The organism is Ferrovibrio sp. (assembly GCF_046297895.1).
Classification (GTDB): domain Bacteria; phylum Pseudomonadota; class Alphaproteobacteria; order Ferrovibrionales; family Ferrovibrionaceae; genus Ferrovibrio.
Genome location: NZ_JBKBHC010000004.1, coordinates 318260 through 333356 on the forward strand (window position 1 = coordinate 318260; position 15097 = coordinate 333356).

Annotated in this window: 13 protein-coding genes; 10 read left to right on the top strand and 3 right to left on the bottom strand. The window is 62.8% G+C overall.

From position 1 onward, the window contains the following. Positions 1-92: 92 nt before the first annotated feature. From lipA to ACK4FK_RS08675, 3 genes are read left to right on the top strand one after another with little or no spacing between them, the layout of a single operon-like run. The gene (gene lipA, locus ACK4FK_RS08665; RefSeq protein ID WP_409743968.1) at positions 93-1049 is read left to right on the top strand and encodes a lipoyl synthase; all 957 of its coding nucleotides are present in this window, start codon (positions 93-95) and stop codon (positions 1047-1049) included. Between the two features lie 7 nt (positions 1050-1056). After that, positions 1057-1533, top strand: coding sequence for a type II toxin-antitoxin system RatA family toxin (locus tag ACK4FK_RS08670; RefSeq protein WP_409743970.1), 477 nt, complete (start codon positions 1057-1059; stop codon positions 1531-1533). A gap of 59 nt (positions 1534-1592) precedes the next feature. After that, positions 1593-3032 (top strand): malonyl-CoA decarboxylase, encoded by a 1440-nt coding sequence (locus tag ACK4FK_RS08675; protein ID WP_409743973.1) that lies wholly within the window; start codon positions 1593-1595, stop codon positions 3030-3032. On the opposite strand, the gene ACK4FK_RS08680 is transcribed toward ACK4FK_RS08675, so the two are convergent. From ACK4FK_RS08680 to ACK4FK_RS08690, 3 genes are read right to left on the bottom strand one after another with little or no spacing between them, the layout of a single operon-like run. Next, positions 3029-3538 carry a CinA family protein gene (locus ACK4FK_RS08680; protein ID WP_409743976.1) on the bottom strand — a complete coding sequence of 170 codons (510 nt, stop codon included), beginning with the start codon at positions 3536-3538 and terminating at the stop codon, positions 3029-3031. The genes ACK4FK_RS08675 and ACK4FK_RS08680 overlap by 4 nt on opposite strands. 4 nt (positions 3539-3542) lie before the next feature. After that, positions 3543-4001 carry a phosphatidylglycerophosphatase A gene (locus ACK4FK_RS08685; RefSeq protein WP_409743979.1) on the bottom strand — a complete coding sequence of 153 codons (459 nt, stop codon included), beginning with the start codon at positions 3999-4001 and terminating at the stop codon, positions 3543-3545. Then, positions 4001-5170: a bifunctional 2-C-methyl-D-erythritol 4-phosphate cytidylyltransferase/2-C-methyl-D-erythritol 2,4-cyclodiphosphate synthase gene (locus tag ACK4FK_RS08690; protein WP_409743981.1), complete on the bottom strand. Its 1170-nt coding sequence runs from the start codon at positions 5168-5170 to the stop codon at positions 4001-4003. Before ACK4FK_RS08690 ends, ACK4FK_RS08685 begins: the two co-directional genes overlap by 1 nt. A 153-nt stretch (positions 5171-5323) precedes the next feature. On the opposite strand from ACK4FK_RS08690, the gene dusB reads away from it, so the two are divergent. The 7 genes from dusB (at position 5324) to ACK4FK_RS08725 (ending at position 14987) form a co-directional block, all read left to right on the top strand. Beyond that, positions 5324-6310, top strand: a complete 987-nt coding sequence (gene dusB, locus ACK4FK_RS08695; protein WP_409743984.1) for a tRNA dihydrouridine synthase DusB — start codon at positions 5324-5326, stop codon at positions 6308-6310. Further along, on the top strand, positions 6310-7434 hold the full coding sequence (locus ACK4FK_RS08700) for a two-component system sensor histidine kinase NtrB (RefSeq protein ID WP_409743986.1): 1125 nt from the start codon (positions 6310-6312) through the stop codon (positions 7432-7434). The genes dusB and ACK4FK_RS08700 overlap by 1 nt, the downstream gene beginning before the upstream one ends. Then, on the top strand, positions 7431-8879 hold the full coding sequence (gene ntrC / locus ACK4FK_RS08705) for a nitrogen regulation protein NR(I) (protein ID WP_409743989.1): 1449 nt from the start codon (positions 7431-7433) through the stop codon (positions 8877-8879). Before ACK4FK_RS08700 ends, ntrC begins: the two co-directional genes overlap by 4 nt. Positions 8880-8956: 77 nt before the next feature. Next, complete coding sequence (locus ACK4FK_RS08710; RefSeq protein WP_409743992.1) at positions 8957-11278, top strand: ATP-binding protein; 2322 nt, start codon at positions 8957-8959, stop codon at positions 11276-11278. A 2-nt stretch (positions 11279-11280) separates the two neighbouring features. Next, complete coding sequence (locus tag ACK4FK_RS08715; protein ID WP_409743994.1) at positions 11281-12672, top strand: sigma-54-dependent transcriptional regulator; 1392 nt, start codon at positions 11281-11283, stop codon at positions 12670-12672. Between the two features lie 18 nt (positions 12673-12690). Next, the gene (gene trkA / locus ACK4FK_RS08720; protein ID WP_409743998.1) at positions 12691-14067 is read left to right on the top strand and encodes a Trk system potassium transporter TrkA; all 1377 of its coding nucleotides are present in this window, start codon (positions 12691-12693) and stop codon (positions 14065-14067) included. Between the two features lie 23 nt (positions 14068-14090). Continuing rightward, positions 14091-14987 carry a D-amino-acid transaminase gene (locus ACK4FK_RS08725; RefSeq protein ID WP_409744001.1) on the top strand — a complete coding sequence of 299 codons (897 nt, stop codon included), beginning with the start codon at positions 14091-14093 and terminating at the stop codon, positions 14985-14987. The last annotated feature ends 110 nt before the right edge of the window (positions 14988-15097 follow it).

The following is a 15097-nucleotide window of genomic DNA, read 5'->3' on the forward strand; positions in this document are numbered from 1 at the left end:
TCCGGCCTGGGCGGGCAGGTGTCAGGCCCGGGCCTTTTCTGTATAATCCGCCGCGCTACCTCGGAATTCGGGGCCAGCAAAAGGATTGTATCGTGGTCGTCAACATCCATCCCGTTCCTGTCCGTCACCCCGAGAAGGCGCACAAGCCCGACAAGCCGGTGCTGCGCAAGCCGGACTGGATCCGTGTCAAGGCGCCGACCTCGGAGGAAGCGGCCGAGACGCGCCGGCTGATGCGCGACCTGAAACTGCATACCGTCTGCGAGGAAGCGGCCTGCCCGAATCTGGGCGAATGCTGGAAGCAGAAACACGCCACCTTCATGATCCTGGGCGCGATCTGCACCCGCGCCTGTTCCTTCTGCAACGTAGCCACCGGGAAACCGCTGGCGGTGGATGCCGACGAGCCGCAGCATGTGGCCGAAGCAGTGGGGCAGCTTGGCCTGCATCACGTGGTGATCACCTCGGTCGACCGCGACGACCTGGCCGATGGCGGCGCCTCGCAGTTCGTGCGGACGATTGAGGAAATCCGCAAGGCCTCGCCCGGTACCACTATCGAGATCCTAACGCCCGACTTCATCCGCAAGCCCGGCGCCATCGAAGCCGTGGTCGCGGCGAGGCCGGATGTGTTCAACCACAATCTTGAAACCGTGCCGCGGCTTTATCCCACCATCCGGCCCGGCGCACGCTATTTCGCCTCGCTGCAACTGCTGGCGAAGGTGAAGGAACTTGATCCAACGATGTTCACCAAGTCGGGCCTGATGGTAGGCCTGGGCGAGGAGAAGATCGAGATCATGCAGGTGATGGACGACCTGCGCGCCGCCGATGTGGATTTCCTCACCATCGGGCAATACCTGCAGCCGACCCGTAAGCATGCGGCGGTCGAACGTTTCGTCACGCCCGACGAGTTCGCCTCTTACACCACGATCGCCAATTCGAAAGGCTTCCTGATGGTGTCGGCGTCGCCGCTGACTCGCTCGTCGCATCATGCCGGCGCCGATTTCGCCCGACTGAAGGCGAACCGCGCTGCCCGGCTGGCACAGGCGGGAGCCTGACCGGGCCGTGCCCACCCACGCCGAAAAGCGTATTCTGCCCTATACGCCTGACCAGCTCTATGCACTGGTGGCAGGCGTTGAGCATTACCCGAAATTCCTGCCCTGGTGCCTGGGCGCGCGCATCCGCGAGCGCAGCGAGCGGCTGATGGTGGCCGACCTGATCATCGGCTTCAAAATGTTCCGCGAGCGCTTCACGTCGAAAGTGACGCTGAACCCGGAAGCAAAGCGGATCGACGTCGAGTACACCGACGGTCCGTTCAAATACCTGAAGAACCACTGGATATTCCTGCCGCACAGCCAGGGCTGCGAGATCGACTTCTATGTCGATTTCGAGTTCCGTTCCAAACTGCTGCAGAAAACCATCGAACTGTTGTTCAACGAGGCCGTCAGACGCATGGTTGGCGCCTTTGAGACCCGGGCGCGGCAGCTTTACGGCGAGAATGGATTATCGCTGGCCCCTGGTGCTACGATAACGGCACTCTGAAACGCCCCGGACGTTCCATCCGGGTCCAGAACGGAGAGCCCGCCAGAACGGAGTGTCCGATGGTTGCCCTGCCGACGCTTCCCAACATTTCGATGTCCGGCACCTTGCTGGAGCGCGGATTGCGCAGCCTGGTCGGCGCCTGGCGCGGCATTGCCGGTGGCGACGAGACGGCACAGCTTGGCCGTAGCGGGGAGTTGGATGCCAGGGATATCGAGCGCCTGCACGGCCTGTTCAACGATTGTCTGGAGGCGCGAGGCGGTGAGGTTTCGGCGCGTGCCCGTGCGGCGGCGCTCGGGCGGTTGTATCTGGGGCTCAACGATAATGGTAAAGCCAGTTTCCTGAAGGTGCTGGCCAGTGGTTTCGGCGCCGACCCGGCATTGCTGGACAAAAAGATTGGCGACGTGCAGCAGGCTGCCGATCCAGCGGCGCGGCACAAGGCCGAGCGCAAATTGCGGCAGGCCCTGACTCCGCCGCGTCAGCGTCTGCTGACCCAGTTCACGGCACTGCCGCAGGGCGTGAAATTCCTGGTCGATCTGCGTGCCGATGCTTTGCGCTTCCGCAAGGAATCGCCGGAACTGGCCATCGTCGATGCCGACTTGGAAGACCTGTTCGTTGCCTGGTTTGATGTCGGTTTTCTGGAACTGCAGCGCATCTCGTGGAACAGCCCGGCGGCGTTGCTGGAAAAGCTGATCGCCTACGAAGCGGTGCATGCCATCGAAAGCTGGGACGATCTGCGCAACCGACTGGATGCCGACCGGCGCTGCTATGCTTTCTTTCATCCGCGCATGCCGCTGGAACCCCTGATCTTCGTCGAGGTGGCGCTGGTGAAGGGCATCGCCGGCAACGTGCAGGCCCTGCTGGATCAGAGCCAGCCGGTGCTGGACCCGCGCGAGGCTGATACGGCGATCTTCTATTCGATCTCGAATACGCAGACCGGCCTGCGCGGCATTTCCTTCGGCAATTTCCTGATCAAGCGTGTGGTGGACGACCTGAGCCGCGAGCTGCCACATCTCAAACAGTTTTCGACGCTGTCGCCGATTCCGGGTTTCCGCGCCTGGCTGGACGAGACCATTGCCGAAGGCGCGCCCGATCTGGTGGAGGCAAAGGCGCGCGATCAATTGCGCGAGGCGCTAGGGCAGCGCTTCTCCAAGGGCATGCTGCCGGGCCTGTTGCAGGATCGCGGCTGGGTGGAGAATCCCGCGCTGGCCGATGCGCTCAAGCCTGTACTGCTCCGGCTCTGTGCGCGTTATCTGCTGACGGCCCAGGACAAGAGCGGCAAGCCGCGCGATCCGGTGGCGCGGTTTCACTTGAGCAACGGTGCGACCGTGCATCGACTGAACTGGCTGGGCGACCGTTCTAAAAACGGCCTGAAGCAGTCGGCCGGCATGATGGTGAATTACCTCTATCGTCTGGACGATATCGACCAGAACCACGAACGCTTCGTGCGCGACGGCGCTGTCGCGGCGTCTGGCGAGGTGCGGCGTCTGGCCGATCTTTAATCGGCGGCGGCCACCATCTGCTTCAGCATCTCGTCCGCCAGCGTGAGGGCGTCCTCGACGGTGGCGGTGCGCACGGCGGCGCGGCCGATATCGCCATAGGTCATGCGCTGGTGCATGGTTTCCTGCCCCGTGCCTGCCACGGCGATATGCACAAGGCCGACAGGTTTCTCAACGCTGCCGCCGCCCGGGCCGGCGATGCCGGTACAGGCGATGGCGATATCGGCCTCGCTTTTGCGCAGGCAGCCTTCTGCCATGGCGCGCGCCACGGCTTCAGAAACGGCGCCATGACCGGCGATGATTTCGGCCGGCACGCCCAGTGAGGCCGATTTTGCGGCATTGGAATAGGTGACGAAGCCGCGTTCGAATACATCCGACGAACCCGCGATTTCAGTCAGCGTCGCGGCGATCAGTCCGCCGGTGCAGGATTCCGCCGTCGCCAGCATGGCGCCATGCCGGCGGCATTCGGCCAGCAGGCTCTCGGCAAGTCGCAGCAGGGTATCGTCCATCGCATCACCACCAGAAATGAGCCAACGCCAGCATGACCCCCATGCCATACAGGCCGGCCAGCAGATCGTCGACCAACACGCCATGGGCGCCATGCAGGTTGCGGTCGGCCCAGCAGACGGGCCAGATTTTCGTGATATCGAAAAACCTGAAGACGACAAATCCGATCAGATACAGCAGGGGATCGAGCGGTACAAAGGCCAGCGTCAGCCATTGGCCGGCTACCTCGTCGATCACGATCTCGCCCGGATCCTCGCCGGGCCAGTGCGACAGATATTCCCGAATGGCCCATAGCGATAGCAGCGAAAGTAGCGTCGCGGCGACAACCAGCGCCCAAGGACCACCTGCATACTGGATCGCCCACGCAAAGGGCAGGGCACCGACCGAGCCCCAGGTGCCCGGCGCCTTCGGCATCCTTCCCAGGCCGAACCATGTGCAAAGCAGGAAGGCAAGGCGGCGTGGCATCAGGCGGGCAGGCGGATCGTGGCAATGGCCTGGGCGGCAATCCCTTCGCGCCGGCCGGTGAAGCCAAGCTTCTCCGTCGTTGTCGCCTTCACGCTCACACGATCTGCAGCGATGCCAAGGATGCCGGCGATGCGTACGCGGATCGCATCGCGATGCGGACCGATTTTTGGCGCCTCGCAGATGATCGTGACATCGCAATGGGCGATGACGCCGCCGCGTTGAACCACCCTCTCGGCGGCGTGACGCAGGAAGGCGGCTGAGTCGGCATTCTTCCAGCGCGCATCGGAAGGCGGAAAATGTTGGCCGATATCGCCATCGGCCAGGGCGCCAAGGATCGCATCGGTCAGGGCGTGCAGGGCCACATCGGCGTCTGAATGGCCGGCCAGGCCGCGCTCATGGGCGATCTCGATACCGCCGATCATCAGCTTGCGGCCGGGCTGGTCGCTGAAGGCATGCACATCGAAACCCTGGCCGGTGCGAATATCGGCCAATTGCATCATCAGCTGCCGTTCAGCGCGGGCGAAGTCGGCTGGTTCGGTCACCTTGAAATTCTCCTCCTCCCCGGGGACCAGACGTACGCCCAGGCCGGCATGTTCCGCCACCGCGGCATCGTCGGTAAGGGCCAGGCCGGCGCTCTGGCGGTGCGCGATCAGAATGTCGTTGAAACGGAAGGCCTGGGGGGTCTGCGCCCGCCAAAGACCCTGGCGCTCGGCTCCGCTGCGGGCCAGGCCCTGGCCATCCCGTTTCAGGGTATCAACGACGGGGATGGCCAGAATGGCGCCTGGCGCCTGTTTGAGCATTTCCAGCAGCGCATCGATCCTGTCTTGCCGAAGAAATGGGCGGGCCGCATCGTGAATCAGCACGGAAAGGGGCTGATCCTGGGCCAGGGCCTCCAATCCAAGCCGGACGCTATCCTGCCGCGCCGCGCCGCCCAGGCAGGGCGGCATCAGGCGCTGGGATTCCTCGAGGCCTTTTGTCGCGGCGCGGTACTCTTCCACATCGCCAGGGTGGATCACGACCATGACCCGTGCTATTGCCCCGTGGGCCAGGAACGCATCGATGCTGTGCCGGAGTAAGGGTTTCCCCCCAAGCATCTGGTATTGCTTTGGTTTTTCCCCACCTGCACGGCTTCCGCGGCCAGCGGCGACAATCAGGGCGATCACGGTCATGACGGCACCCTAGCCTGAGCCGGCGAGACCGGCAAAGGTTTGCCCAATTGCCATCCGAAGGCGGATTTAATCCGGTCGCGGAATGATGTTGCAGCGCAGTAAGAAACCGCCTAGAGTGAACAACAACTGGGCACCCAGCAATGTGTGCAAAAAATGAGCATAAAGATTGGTCCCGTCTCCATTGAAGACCCCGTCATCCTGGCGCCGATGTCAGGGGTCACCGACCTGCCGTTCCGCCGCCTCGTGAAGAGAAGCGGTGCGGGGCTTGTCGTGTCTGAAATGATCGCCTCGGAGGCGATGGTACGCGCCTCGCGCCAATCGCTGAAGATGGCGGAAAATGCACCGGAAGAGTTTCCGATGTCGGTGCAACTGGCCGGTTGCGAGGGCCATGTGATGGCCGAAGCTGCGAAGCTGAATGAAGACAAGGGCGCCGCCATCATCGACATCAACATGGGCTGTCCGGTCAAGAAGGTGGTCAACGGCCACGCCGGTTCGGCGCTGATGCGCGACCTGCAGCATGCCAAAGGCCTGCTGACCTCTACGGTGAAAGCCGTGAAGCTGCCGGTTACGCTGAAGATGCGCACCGGCTGGGACGAGGCGAACCGCAACGCGCCGGAACTGGCGCGCATCGCGGAGGGCGAGGGCATCCGGATGCTCACCGTGCACGGCCGCACGCGCAACCAGATGTATAACGGCCGCGCCGACTGGGCCTTCGTGCGCAAGGTGAAGGAAGTGGTTTCGATCCCGGTGATCGTGAATGGCGATATCACAACGCTTGAGGAGGCGCGCGAGGCGCTGACGCAATCGGGTGCCGATGGCGTGATGATTGGCCGTGGCGCCTATGGCCGGCCGTGGTTCCTGCGCCAGGTGATGGACTTTCTGAAATCAGGGACACGCCTGCCCGATCCACCGCTGCATGAGCAGCGCGACATGGTGCTTGAGCATTATGACGCGATGCTGGTGCATTACGGTACCCAGACTGGACTGAAGATCGCCCGTAAGCATGTGGCCTGGTATTCCAAGGGACTGCCGGGCTCGGCCGAATTCCGCACTCGCATCATGCAGCTCGACGAAGCAGAGCAGGTGCGCCAGGCAGTACGCGATTTCTACGCGCCGCAACTCGACAGGATCGCCGCCTGATGCAGCCTGTCGAGCACCAGATCGAGATGCCGCCGATCGATGCCGCGCAGGTGCTTGGTGCCATCCCCAATCCAATCCTCGTGATCGGACGGCAGGGTGACATAACCTATGCCAACCCTGCCGCCGAACAATTTTTCGATTCCGGCGCCGCCGTGCTGTGCCGGCAGAACCTGCGCGATCTGGTGCCGTTCGGAAGCCCGGTCCTGCAACTGGTCAGCCAGGTTTTCCGTGAGCGTTACAGCGTGTCGGAATACGATGTCGATCTTGGTTCGCCGCGCCTGGGCGAACGTCTGGTCGATGTGCAGATCTCGCCGGTACCGGAAGCGCCAGATCACGTGATCGTCCGCTTCGACGAGCGCAGCATGGCAGCCAAGATCGGTCGTGCCCTGACCCATCGTGGTGCCGCGCGCTCGGTTACTGGTATGGCGGCGGTGCTGGCCCATGAAGTAAAAAACCCCTTGAGCGGCATCCGCGGCGCCGCACAGCTGCTGGAGCTGAATGCCAGCCAGGCCGATCGCGAGCTGACGCGCCTGATCTGCGATGAGACGGATCGCATCTGCGCCCTGGTCGACAGCATGGAGGTGTTTTCCGACAAACGCCCGATCGAGCGCGGCCCGGTAAACATCCATCAGGTTCTGGAGCATGTGCGCAAGGTTGCGCAGGCTGGCTTCGCCAAGAATATCCGCTTCGCCGAACGCTATGACCCGTCTCTGCCGCCGGTTTATGGCAATCGCGACCAGTTGGTGCAGGTGTTCCTCAATCTGGTGAAAAATGCCGCCGAGGCGATTGGCGACGACACGGGTGGCGAGATCGTGCTGACAACGGCCTACCGCCATGGCGTGCGTCTGGCTGTCCGTGGTTCGCGCGACAGGTTGCATCTGCCGTTGGAAGTTTCGGTCCAGGACAATGGCCCCGGCGTGCCGGAAGACATCCGGCCTCATCTCTTTGACCCCTTTGTGACAACCAAGGTTAGCGGTTCTGGCCTCGGTCTTGCATTGGTTGCCAAGATCATCGGCGACCATGGCGGCGTAATTGAATGCGACAGCCGCCCGCGCCGTACCGTTTTCAGTGCGCGTTTGCCGGTCCACAACCCGGCCGTGGAAGCATCCGGAGAGTCTGAATGAGTCATAAGGGCACCATCCTTGTCGCTGACGACGATCGCTCGATCCGTACCGTTCTGGATCAGGCGCTTGGCCGGGTCGGCTATCAGGTGCGCTCGACCGGCAATGCGGCAACGCTCTGGCGCTGGGCCTCGGAAGGCGAGGGCGAGTTGATCATCACCGATGTGGTGATGCCCGATGAGAACGGCCTCGACCTGTTGCCGCGAATCAAACGGATCAGGCCGGATCTCCCGATCATCGTGATGAGCGCGCAGAAAACGCTGTTGACCGCAGTGAAGGCTGCCGAACGCGGCGCTTATGACTACCTGCCCAAGCCCTTCGATCTGAAGGAACTGCTGCGCGTGGTCGAGCGCGCGCTCAGCCAGCCGAAGATGGCGCCGCAGGAAGATGCCGAAGCCGCCGCCGACGAGGAAAAACTGCCGCTGATCGGCCGTTCGCCGGCGATGCAGGAAATCTATCGCGTGATGGCGCGTCTGATGGGCACGGATCTCACCGTCCTCATCTACGGTGAATCCGGCACGGGCAAGGAGCTGGTCGCCCGGGCGCTGCATGATTACGGCAAGCGCCGCAACGGGCCTTTTGTGGCCATCAACATGGCGGCGATTCCGCGCGAGTTGATCGAGTCTGAACTGTTTGGCCATGAAAAAGGCGCCTTCACCGGTGCGGCCAACCGCTATGCCGGCCGGTTCGAGCAGGCCGAGGGCGGGACGCTGTTTCTTGACGAAATCGGCGATATGCCGATCGAGGCTCAGACACGCCTGTTGCGCGTGCTGCAGCAGGGTGAATACACCACGGTCGGCGGCCGTACGCCGATCCGCACCGATGTGCGCATCGTTGCCGCCACTAACCGCGACCTGCGCCAGGCCGTGAACCAGGGTTTGTTCCGCGAAGACCTGTTCTACCGGCTGAACGTGGTGCCGCTGCGCCTGCCGCCGCTGCGCGAGCGCAGCGAGGATATCCCGGATCTGGTGCGCTACTTCCTGAGCCAGGCCGCCGCCCAGGGCCTGCCGGTCAAGACCGTGTCGCCCGAGGCGATGGAGCGCATCCGGCGGTATCGCTGGCCCGGCAACGTGCGTGAACTGGAAAACCTCGTGCGTCGGCTGGCCGCCCTGTATGCCGATGACGTGATCGGCATCGAGGTGATCGACAACGAACTGGCGGAACCCCCGCAGGTTCCGAAACCGTCCGAGCCGGGCGAGGAAGAGACCCTGACTGGCGCCATCGAACGGCACCTGACCAAGTACTTCGCCGCCCAGGGGGATGACCTGCCGGCGCCAGGCCTCTATGACCGGATGCTGCGTGAACTCGAAATCCCGCTGATTTCCCTCAGTCTGGCGGCGACGCGGGGCAACCAGATCAAAGCCGCCCATATGCTGGGGCTGAACCGCAACACCCTGCGCAAGAAGATCAGGGATCATAACATTCAGGTGATTCGCGGCTTGAAATAGAGGGGTATTCCGACAGGTGCTAGCCCGGCCCGGCTGGGCTATGATCACCGGATGTTCCGGCCCTTGATTCATCAGTCATGACCGACGAGACGATCCATGCTGCCGATGCGCAGCCGGCGGGGTCTGCATCGGTGCGCCTGCTGCGCCGGTGGTTCGACTGGTTCCGGCGCCGCCGGCTGATCCGTCACCTGGAGATTTCGCTGGCGATCGCGGCTGTGGTTGCCGGTACGCTCACCTATCTGGCCATGACGCCGGGCACCACGCGGGAACTGACACCCCGCGATGTCCAGATCCTGCTGCTGACCGATCTGGTGATCCTGCTGGGCCTGACCAGTCTGGTGGCACGGCGGCTGGTGGTGTTGTGGATGCAGCGGCGCCGCGGTGCGGCAGGATCACGGCTGCATGCCCGTATGGTGATGATGTTCGCCGCCGTGACCGCATTGCCTACCGTCATGATGACGGTTTTCGCCGTGCTGTTCTTCAATCTGGGTCTGCAGACGTGGTTCAGCGAAAGGGTCAATTCGGCGGTGAAGGCATCGGTGGCGATTGCCGAGGCCTATATCCAGGAACACCGCAAGACCATCCGGGCCGATGTTCTGGCAATGGCCGTCGACCTGAACCGCGAAGCGCCGCGCCTGACACGCAATCCCTACGCTTTCCAGCAGGCCGTCCGTCAGTTGTCTCGTCTTCGTGGATTGGGGGAGGCCATCGTTTTCACCTCTACGGGCGAAATTCTTGCCAGGAATGAGCTCAGCCTGCTGATGGAATTCGATCGCATTCCCACCCGCGCCCTGCTGGATGCCAATGCCGGCCAGGTCATTTTCATTACGGCTGAAACCGACGACCGGGTGCGGGCCTTGGTTCGACTGGACGGTTATCTGGACGCCTATCTGTATGTCGGGCGGTTCATCGACGCGAAAGTGCTAGGAGAGCTTGAACGAACACGGTTGGCCGCCCAGCAATACAATCGCCTTGAACAGGCGCGCTCGGCCCTTGAAATCAATTTCGCCATCCTGTTCCTGCTGATCTCGCTATTGCTGTTGCTCGCCGCGATCTGGTTTGCGTTGCTCATCGCCAACCGACTGGTGGCGCCGATCGGCGAAGTGGTGGGTGCAGCCGAACGTATCCGCAGCGGAGACCTCACCGCGCGCGTGACCGAGCGTGCCGACGATGACGAAATCGCCACCCTGGGCCGCACCTTCAACCGCATGACAGGCCAGCTCGCCGCGCAGCAGGCCGAACTGATCGCTGCCAATCGCCAACTTGATGAACGGCGCCGTTTCACTGAAACGGTGCTCGGTGGAGTCTCGGCCGGTGTGATCGGTATCGACCCGCAGGGAATGGTCACCCTGCCGAATCCCTCGGCGCAGGCGATGCTGCAGAAAAGCTTTGACGAGATGGTGGGACGGCCCTTCGCCGAGGTTGCGCCTGAAATGGCCGGGCTTTACGAACGTCTGGCGGGGAGCACAAGCGAAGCGGTCGAACGCGGCCAGGTGATCGTGTCGCGGCCCGATGGAAACCGGACCCTGCTTGTGCGGATCGCCCGGGAATCGACTGGCAACGAACTGCTTGGTTATGTCGCCACGTTCGATGATGTCAGCGAACTGATGGCGGCGCAGCGCAATGCCGCCTGGGCCGATATTGCCCGCCGCATCGCTCATGAAATCAAGAACCCGCTGACCCCGATCCAGCTTTCCGCCGAACGGCTCAAACGCAAGTATCTGAAGGAAGTGCAGACGGATCCGGAGATTTTCTCGCAATGCACCGACACGATCATCCGCCAGGTGGGCGATATCGGCCGTATGGTGGATGAATTCTCTACCTTTGCCCGGATGCCGCGGCCGGTCTACCGGGAAGAGGACCTGGGACAACTGGTGCGCCAGGGCGTATTCATGCAGCAGGTGGCGCGCAACGATATCCGGTTCGAAAGTTTTGTTCCCGCCGATCCTGTGCATCTGAGCTGCGATGCACGGCAGATCGCCCAGGTGCTGACCAACATCCTGCAGAATGCAATAGACGCAATCGATGGCCGCGAACGCCACGCTGGCGAAAGCCTACCCGCGGGCCAGATTACGGTCTCGCTGACGGTAGCGTCCGGGGCGGCGGAAATCGCCGTGCAGGATAATGGCCGGGGCTTGCCGGCCGAGAACCGGGAGCGGTTGTTCGAGCCCTATGTGACGACCCGCAGCAAAGGCACAGGGCTGGGGCTGGCGATCGTAAAGAAGATCATCGAGGAACATGGCGGCAGCATCACCCTGACGGACGTTGCGGCAGTTGATCCGGCAGGCGGAAGTGGTAGCTTGGCGCGGATTCGCCTGCCGCATCTTGTTGTCGGTCATCCCGATGCGGCCGAGCCGGGCGCCCAGGCAGAGACGGGCCGTATAGTTAGGATCGAGTAGCCATGGCGCGTGACATTCTGATTGTCGACGACGAAGCCGATATCCGTAATCTGATCGCCGGCATCCTGCAGGACGAAGGATACGAGACGCGTCTGGCCGCGGATTCCGTCGGCGCATTGCGGGAAATCGAGGCGCGCCGACCCAACGCGGTGATCCTGGATATCTGGCTGCAGGGCAGCAAGCTCGACGGCCTGGAGATTCTCGACCGCATCGTGCGCGATCATGCAAATGTGCCTGTGATCATGATCTCGGGGCACGGGAATATCGAAACTGCCGTTTCCGCCATCAAGCGGGGCGCCTATGACTATATCGAGAAACCGTTCAAGAGCGACCGCCTCCTGCTGCTGGTCGATCGGGCGTTGGAGCAGGCACGCCTGAAACGCGAGAACGAAGACCTGCGTCAGATGTCGGGCGGTGTGCCAGAGCTGATCGGTTCTTCGCCTGCCATTGTCGCGCTGCGGCAGGCGATTGAGCGGGTTGCGCCCACCAACAGCCGGGTGCTGGTCGCGGGTCCGCCCGGATCGGGGAAGGAATTGGTCGCGCGCCTGCTGCACAAGCGCTCTCGCCGGGCTGGCGGCCCATTTGTCAGCCTCAATGTCGCGGCAATGACTTCAGACCGCGTCGAGGCCCAGCTTTTTGGCATCGAGGAATCGGTGAACGGGCAGCGTCAGCACCGCATCGGCGTTCTCGAAGAAGCGCATGGCGGCACGCTGTTCCTGGACGAAGTGGCGGAAATGTCCGCCGAGGCACAAGCGAAACTGTTGCGGGTGCTGACCGAGCAGGGCTTCGAGCGGGTCGGCGGGCGTACCCGGGTGCAGGTTGATGTTCGCATCATCTCCAGCACGACGCATGACCTTGCCGTGCGAGTCGGGCAGGGCAGTTTCAGGCAGGACCTGTTTCACAGATTGAATGTCGTGCCGCTGAAAGTGGCTGCCTTGCGTGACCGCCGCGAGGACATCCCGCTTTTGGCCAGGCATTTCGCCCGCGTGGAGGCGCAACGGCAGGGTGTGCCCGAGCGGGAGCTGGCCGAAGACGCGCTGCTGGCCCTGCAATCGGCGGAATGGCCGGGCAATGTCCGGGAACTGCGGAATGCCGTTGCGCGCCTGCTGATCATGATGCCTACGGACCAGAAGGGCGCGATCCATGCCGATATGCTGCCCTCGGACCTGGGTGCCACGCCGCCTATTGCGTTGCGACCGGAGACGACGACCGAGGTGATGGCGTTGCCCCTGCGTGACGCGCGCGAGATGTTCGAGCGCGAATATCTTCTCGCCCAGATAACGCGCTTCGGCGGCAACGTCTCGCGCACGGCCAGCTTCATCGGCATGGAGCGCTCTGCCCTGCACCGCAAGCTGAAGGCGCTTGGCGTCGTCAATCTTGACCGCAACGGCTAACGGGAACGGAAGGCTGCCATGAAGGTGATCGTATGCGGTGCCGGATTGGTGGGGACCACCATTGCCCGGCAACTTGCTGCCGATGGCAACGAAGTGACGATGATCGATGTTTCGTCCGACCGGGCCAACAAGGCGGCGGAAAGCTATGACTTGCGCGGCATAGTCGGCCATGCATCGCACCCGGACGTTCTGGAGCAGGCCGGGGCTGCCGATTCCGACATGCTGATCGCGGTCACCTTCGCCGATGAAGTGAACATGGTGGCCTGCGAGGTGGCGCATGCCCTGTTCAATGTGCCCACCAAGATCGCGCGCGTGCGGGCGCAGAGTTATCTCAAGCCGGAATGGGCCGACCTGTTCAACCAGAAGCACATTTCCATCGACTATATCATATCGCCTGAGATCGAGGTTGCGCGTGCCATTCACCGGCGCATCTTGACTCCTGGCGCTTTCGACATGATTCCATTCGCCGAGGACAGGCTTCGGCTGATAGGCGTTCGCCTGGAAGACGATTGTCCGGTTCTCAATACGCCATTGCGCCAGCTCACCGAGCTGTTTCCCGATTTGGCGATCAATATATGCGCAATCAACAGAAATGGCGCTCTGCTGGTTCCCGACGCCGACGATCACTTGGAGGCGGGGGATGAGATTTATTTCTGCGCCCTGAAGGACCATGTTCAGCGCGGCATGCGCCTGTTCGGGCATGAAGAGCGTGAGGCGCGACGCATCGTCCTGTGCGGCGGCGGCAATATCGGATTGTTCCTGGCCAGGGAAATCGCTGCGGCTCAGCCGTCGGTCCTGCTCAAGGTGGTGGAAGCCAACCGCAGCCGTGCCGAGTTCGTGGCCGGAGAGCTGAAGAACGCCGTTGTGTTGAACGGCGACTCCCTCGATATGGACATCCTGAACGAGGCGAAAGTCGGCGCGGCCGAAGCAATCATTTCCCTGACCAACGACGATGAAGTCAATATTTTGAGTTCCCTGTTGGCGAAGCGGGCCGGAGCCCAGCGCGCGATCACGCTGGTCAACAATCCGGCTTATGAGCCGTTGATTGGTTCGCTGGGGGTTGATGTCGTGGTCAATCCGAGGTCGACCACGGTCTCCTCGATCCTGCAGCATGTCCGTCGCGGCCGTATCCGCGGCGTCCACTCCCTGATGGATGGGGCGGCTGAGGTGATGGAGGCCGAGGCGGTGGAGACCAGTGCCCTGGTCGGCCGCCCGCTGGCAGAACTTGACCTGCCCGATGGCCTCATGATCGGTGCCATCATCCGGGGCGAGACGGTGATGATTGCGCGTGGAGACAGCGAGATCGAAGCGGGCGACCGGGTCATCCTTTTTGTCCGCCGCGATGCGGTGAAAAAAGTCGAGAAACTCTTCGCCGTGCGCCTCGAGTTCTTCTAATCCCCAGAAAGAGGTATTGTGCGATGGCACGCGTTGTTTATGTCAACGGCCAGTATGTTCCCTATGGCCAGGCGGCCGTTCATGTGGAAGATCGCGGCTTTCAGTTTGCCGATGGCGTTTATGAAGTTATTGCGATTGTGAATGGCCGGCTGGTCGATGCCGAGGGCCACTTGGTGCGGCTGGAGCGCAGCCTCGATGAGCTGCGCATCCGGCACCCGATGACCCGGGCCGCCATGGCCATTGTTCTCAACGAGACGGTGCGGCGCAATCGGGTGAGGCAGGGTAACATTTACCTGCAGATCACCCGCGGGGCGGCGCGACGGGAATTTGCTTTTCCGGGCGACATCCCGCCCACGATGGTGGCCATCGCTCGCAGCGTTGACATGACCAAGGCGTCGGCGAATGCTGCAAAAGGCGTGGCGGCGATCACCCGGCCAGATATCCGCTGGGGGCGCTGCGACATCAAGACGGTCGGTCTGCTGCCGGCGGCGCTGGCCAAGCAGGCTGCGAAAGAGGCTGGGGCTTATGAAGCCTGGCTGGTCGACCGCGACGGGCATGTCACGGAAGGCAGTTCGTCCAATGCCTGGATCGTGACCAAGGACAATGTGCTGGTGACGCGCGCACCCAGCACGGCCATTCTGGGCGGCATCACACGCAGTGCCGTGCTGGAACTCGCGCGCCGCGAAGGCCTGGCGGTGGAAATTCGCAGCTTCACGGTGGCCGAGGCACTGGCGGCGAAAGAGGCCTTCGTCACCTCGACGACTTCCTATGCCATGCCGGTCGTCAGCCTTGACGGCAAGCCGATCGGCAATGGCGGCCCTGGCGTGATGGTGGCCAGGCTGCGGGCGTTGTACGAGGCCCATGCCGCGAGCCATGGCCTTGGCAAGGCGGACTGGGAGGCAGGCTTTATCGCCCCGTGAGGTGACGGAGGTCACAACCGAGGGGTGCGGGCGCCTTCCTGCGCCGGAAACCGCCATTGTTTTGCCACTTTCGCGAATTAATGATTTAATCTGCGAATGCGTGGGGCTGC

Bases quoted from the DNA above. Each gene is read 5' to 3' on its own strand.
- ACK4FK_RS08675 (WP_409743973.1), top strand. From the start codon at position 1,593: ATGGTTGCCCTGCCGACGCTTCCCAACATTTCGATGTCCGGCACCTTG.
- ACK4FK_RS08680 (WP_409743976.1), bottom strand. From the start codon at position 3,538: ATGGACGATACCCTGCTGCGACTTGCCGAGAGCCTGCTGGCCGAATGC.
- ACK4FK_RS08685 (WP_409743979.1), bottom strand. From the start codon at position 4,001: ATGCCACGCCGCCTTGCCTTCCTGCTTTGCACATGGTTCGGCCTGGGA.
- ACK4FK_RS08690 (WP_409743981.1), bottom strand. From the start codon at position 5,170: ATGACCGTGATCGCCCTGATTGTCGCCGCTGGCCGCGGAAGCCGTGCA.
- dusB (WP_409743984.1), top strand. From the start codon at position 5,324: ATGAGCATAAAGATTGGTCCCGTCTCCATTGAAGACCCCGTCATCCTG.
- ACK4FK_RS08700 (WP_409743986.1), top strand. From the start codon at position 6,310: ATGCAGCCTGTCGAGCACCAGATCGAGATGCCGCCGATCGATGCCGCG.
- ntrC (WP_409743989.1), top strand. From the start codon at position 7,431: ATGAGTCATAAGGGCACCATCCTTGTCGCTGACGACGATCGCTCGATC.
- ACK4FK_RS08710 (WP_409743992.1), top strand. From the start codon at position 8,957: ATGACCGACGAGACGATCCATGCTGCCGATGCGCAGCCGGCGGGGTCT.
- ACK4FK_RS08715 (WP_409743994.1), top strand. From the start codon at position 11,281: ATGGCGCGTGACATTCTGATTGTCGACGACGAAGCCGATATCCGTAAT.
- trkA (WP_409743998.1), top strand. From the start codon at position 12,691: ATGAAGGTGATCGTATGCGGTGCCGGATTGGTGGGGACCACCATTGCC.
- ACK4FK_RS08725 (WP_409744001.1), top strand. From the start codon at position 14,091: ATGGCACGCGTTGTTTATGTCAACGGCCAGTATGTTCCCTATGGCCAG.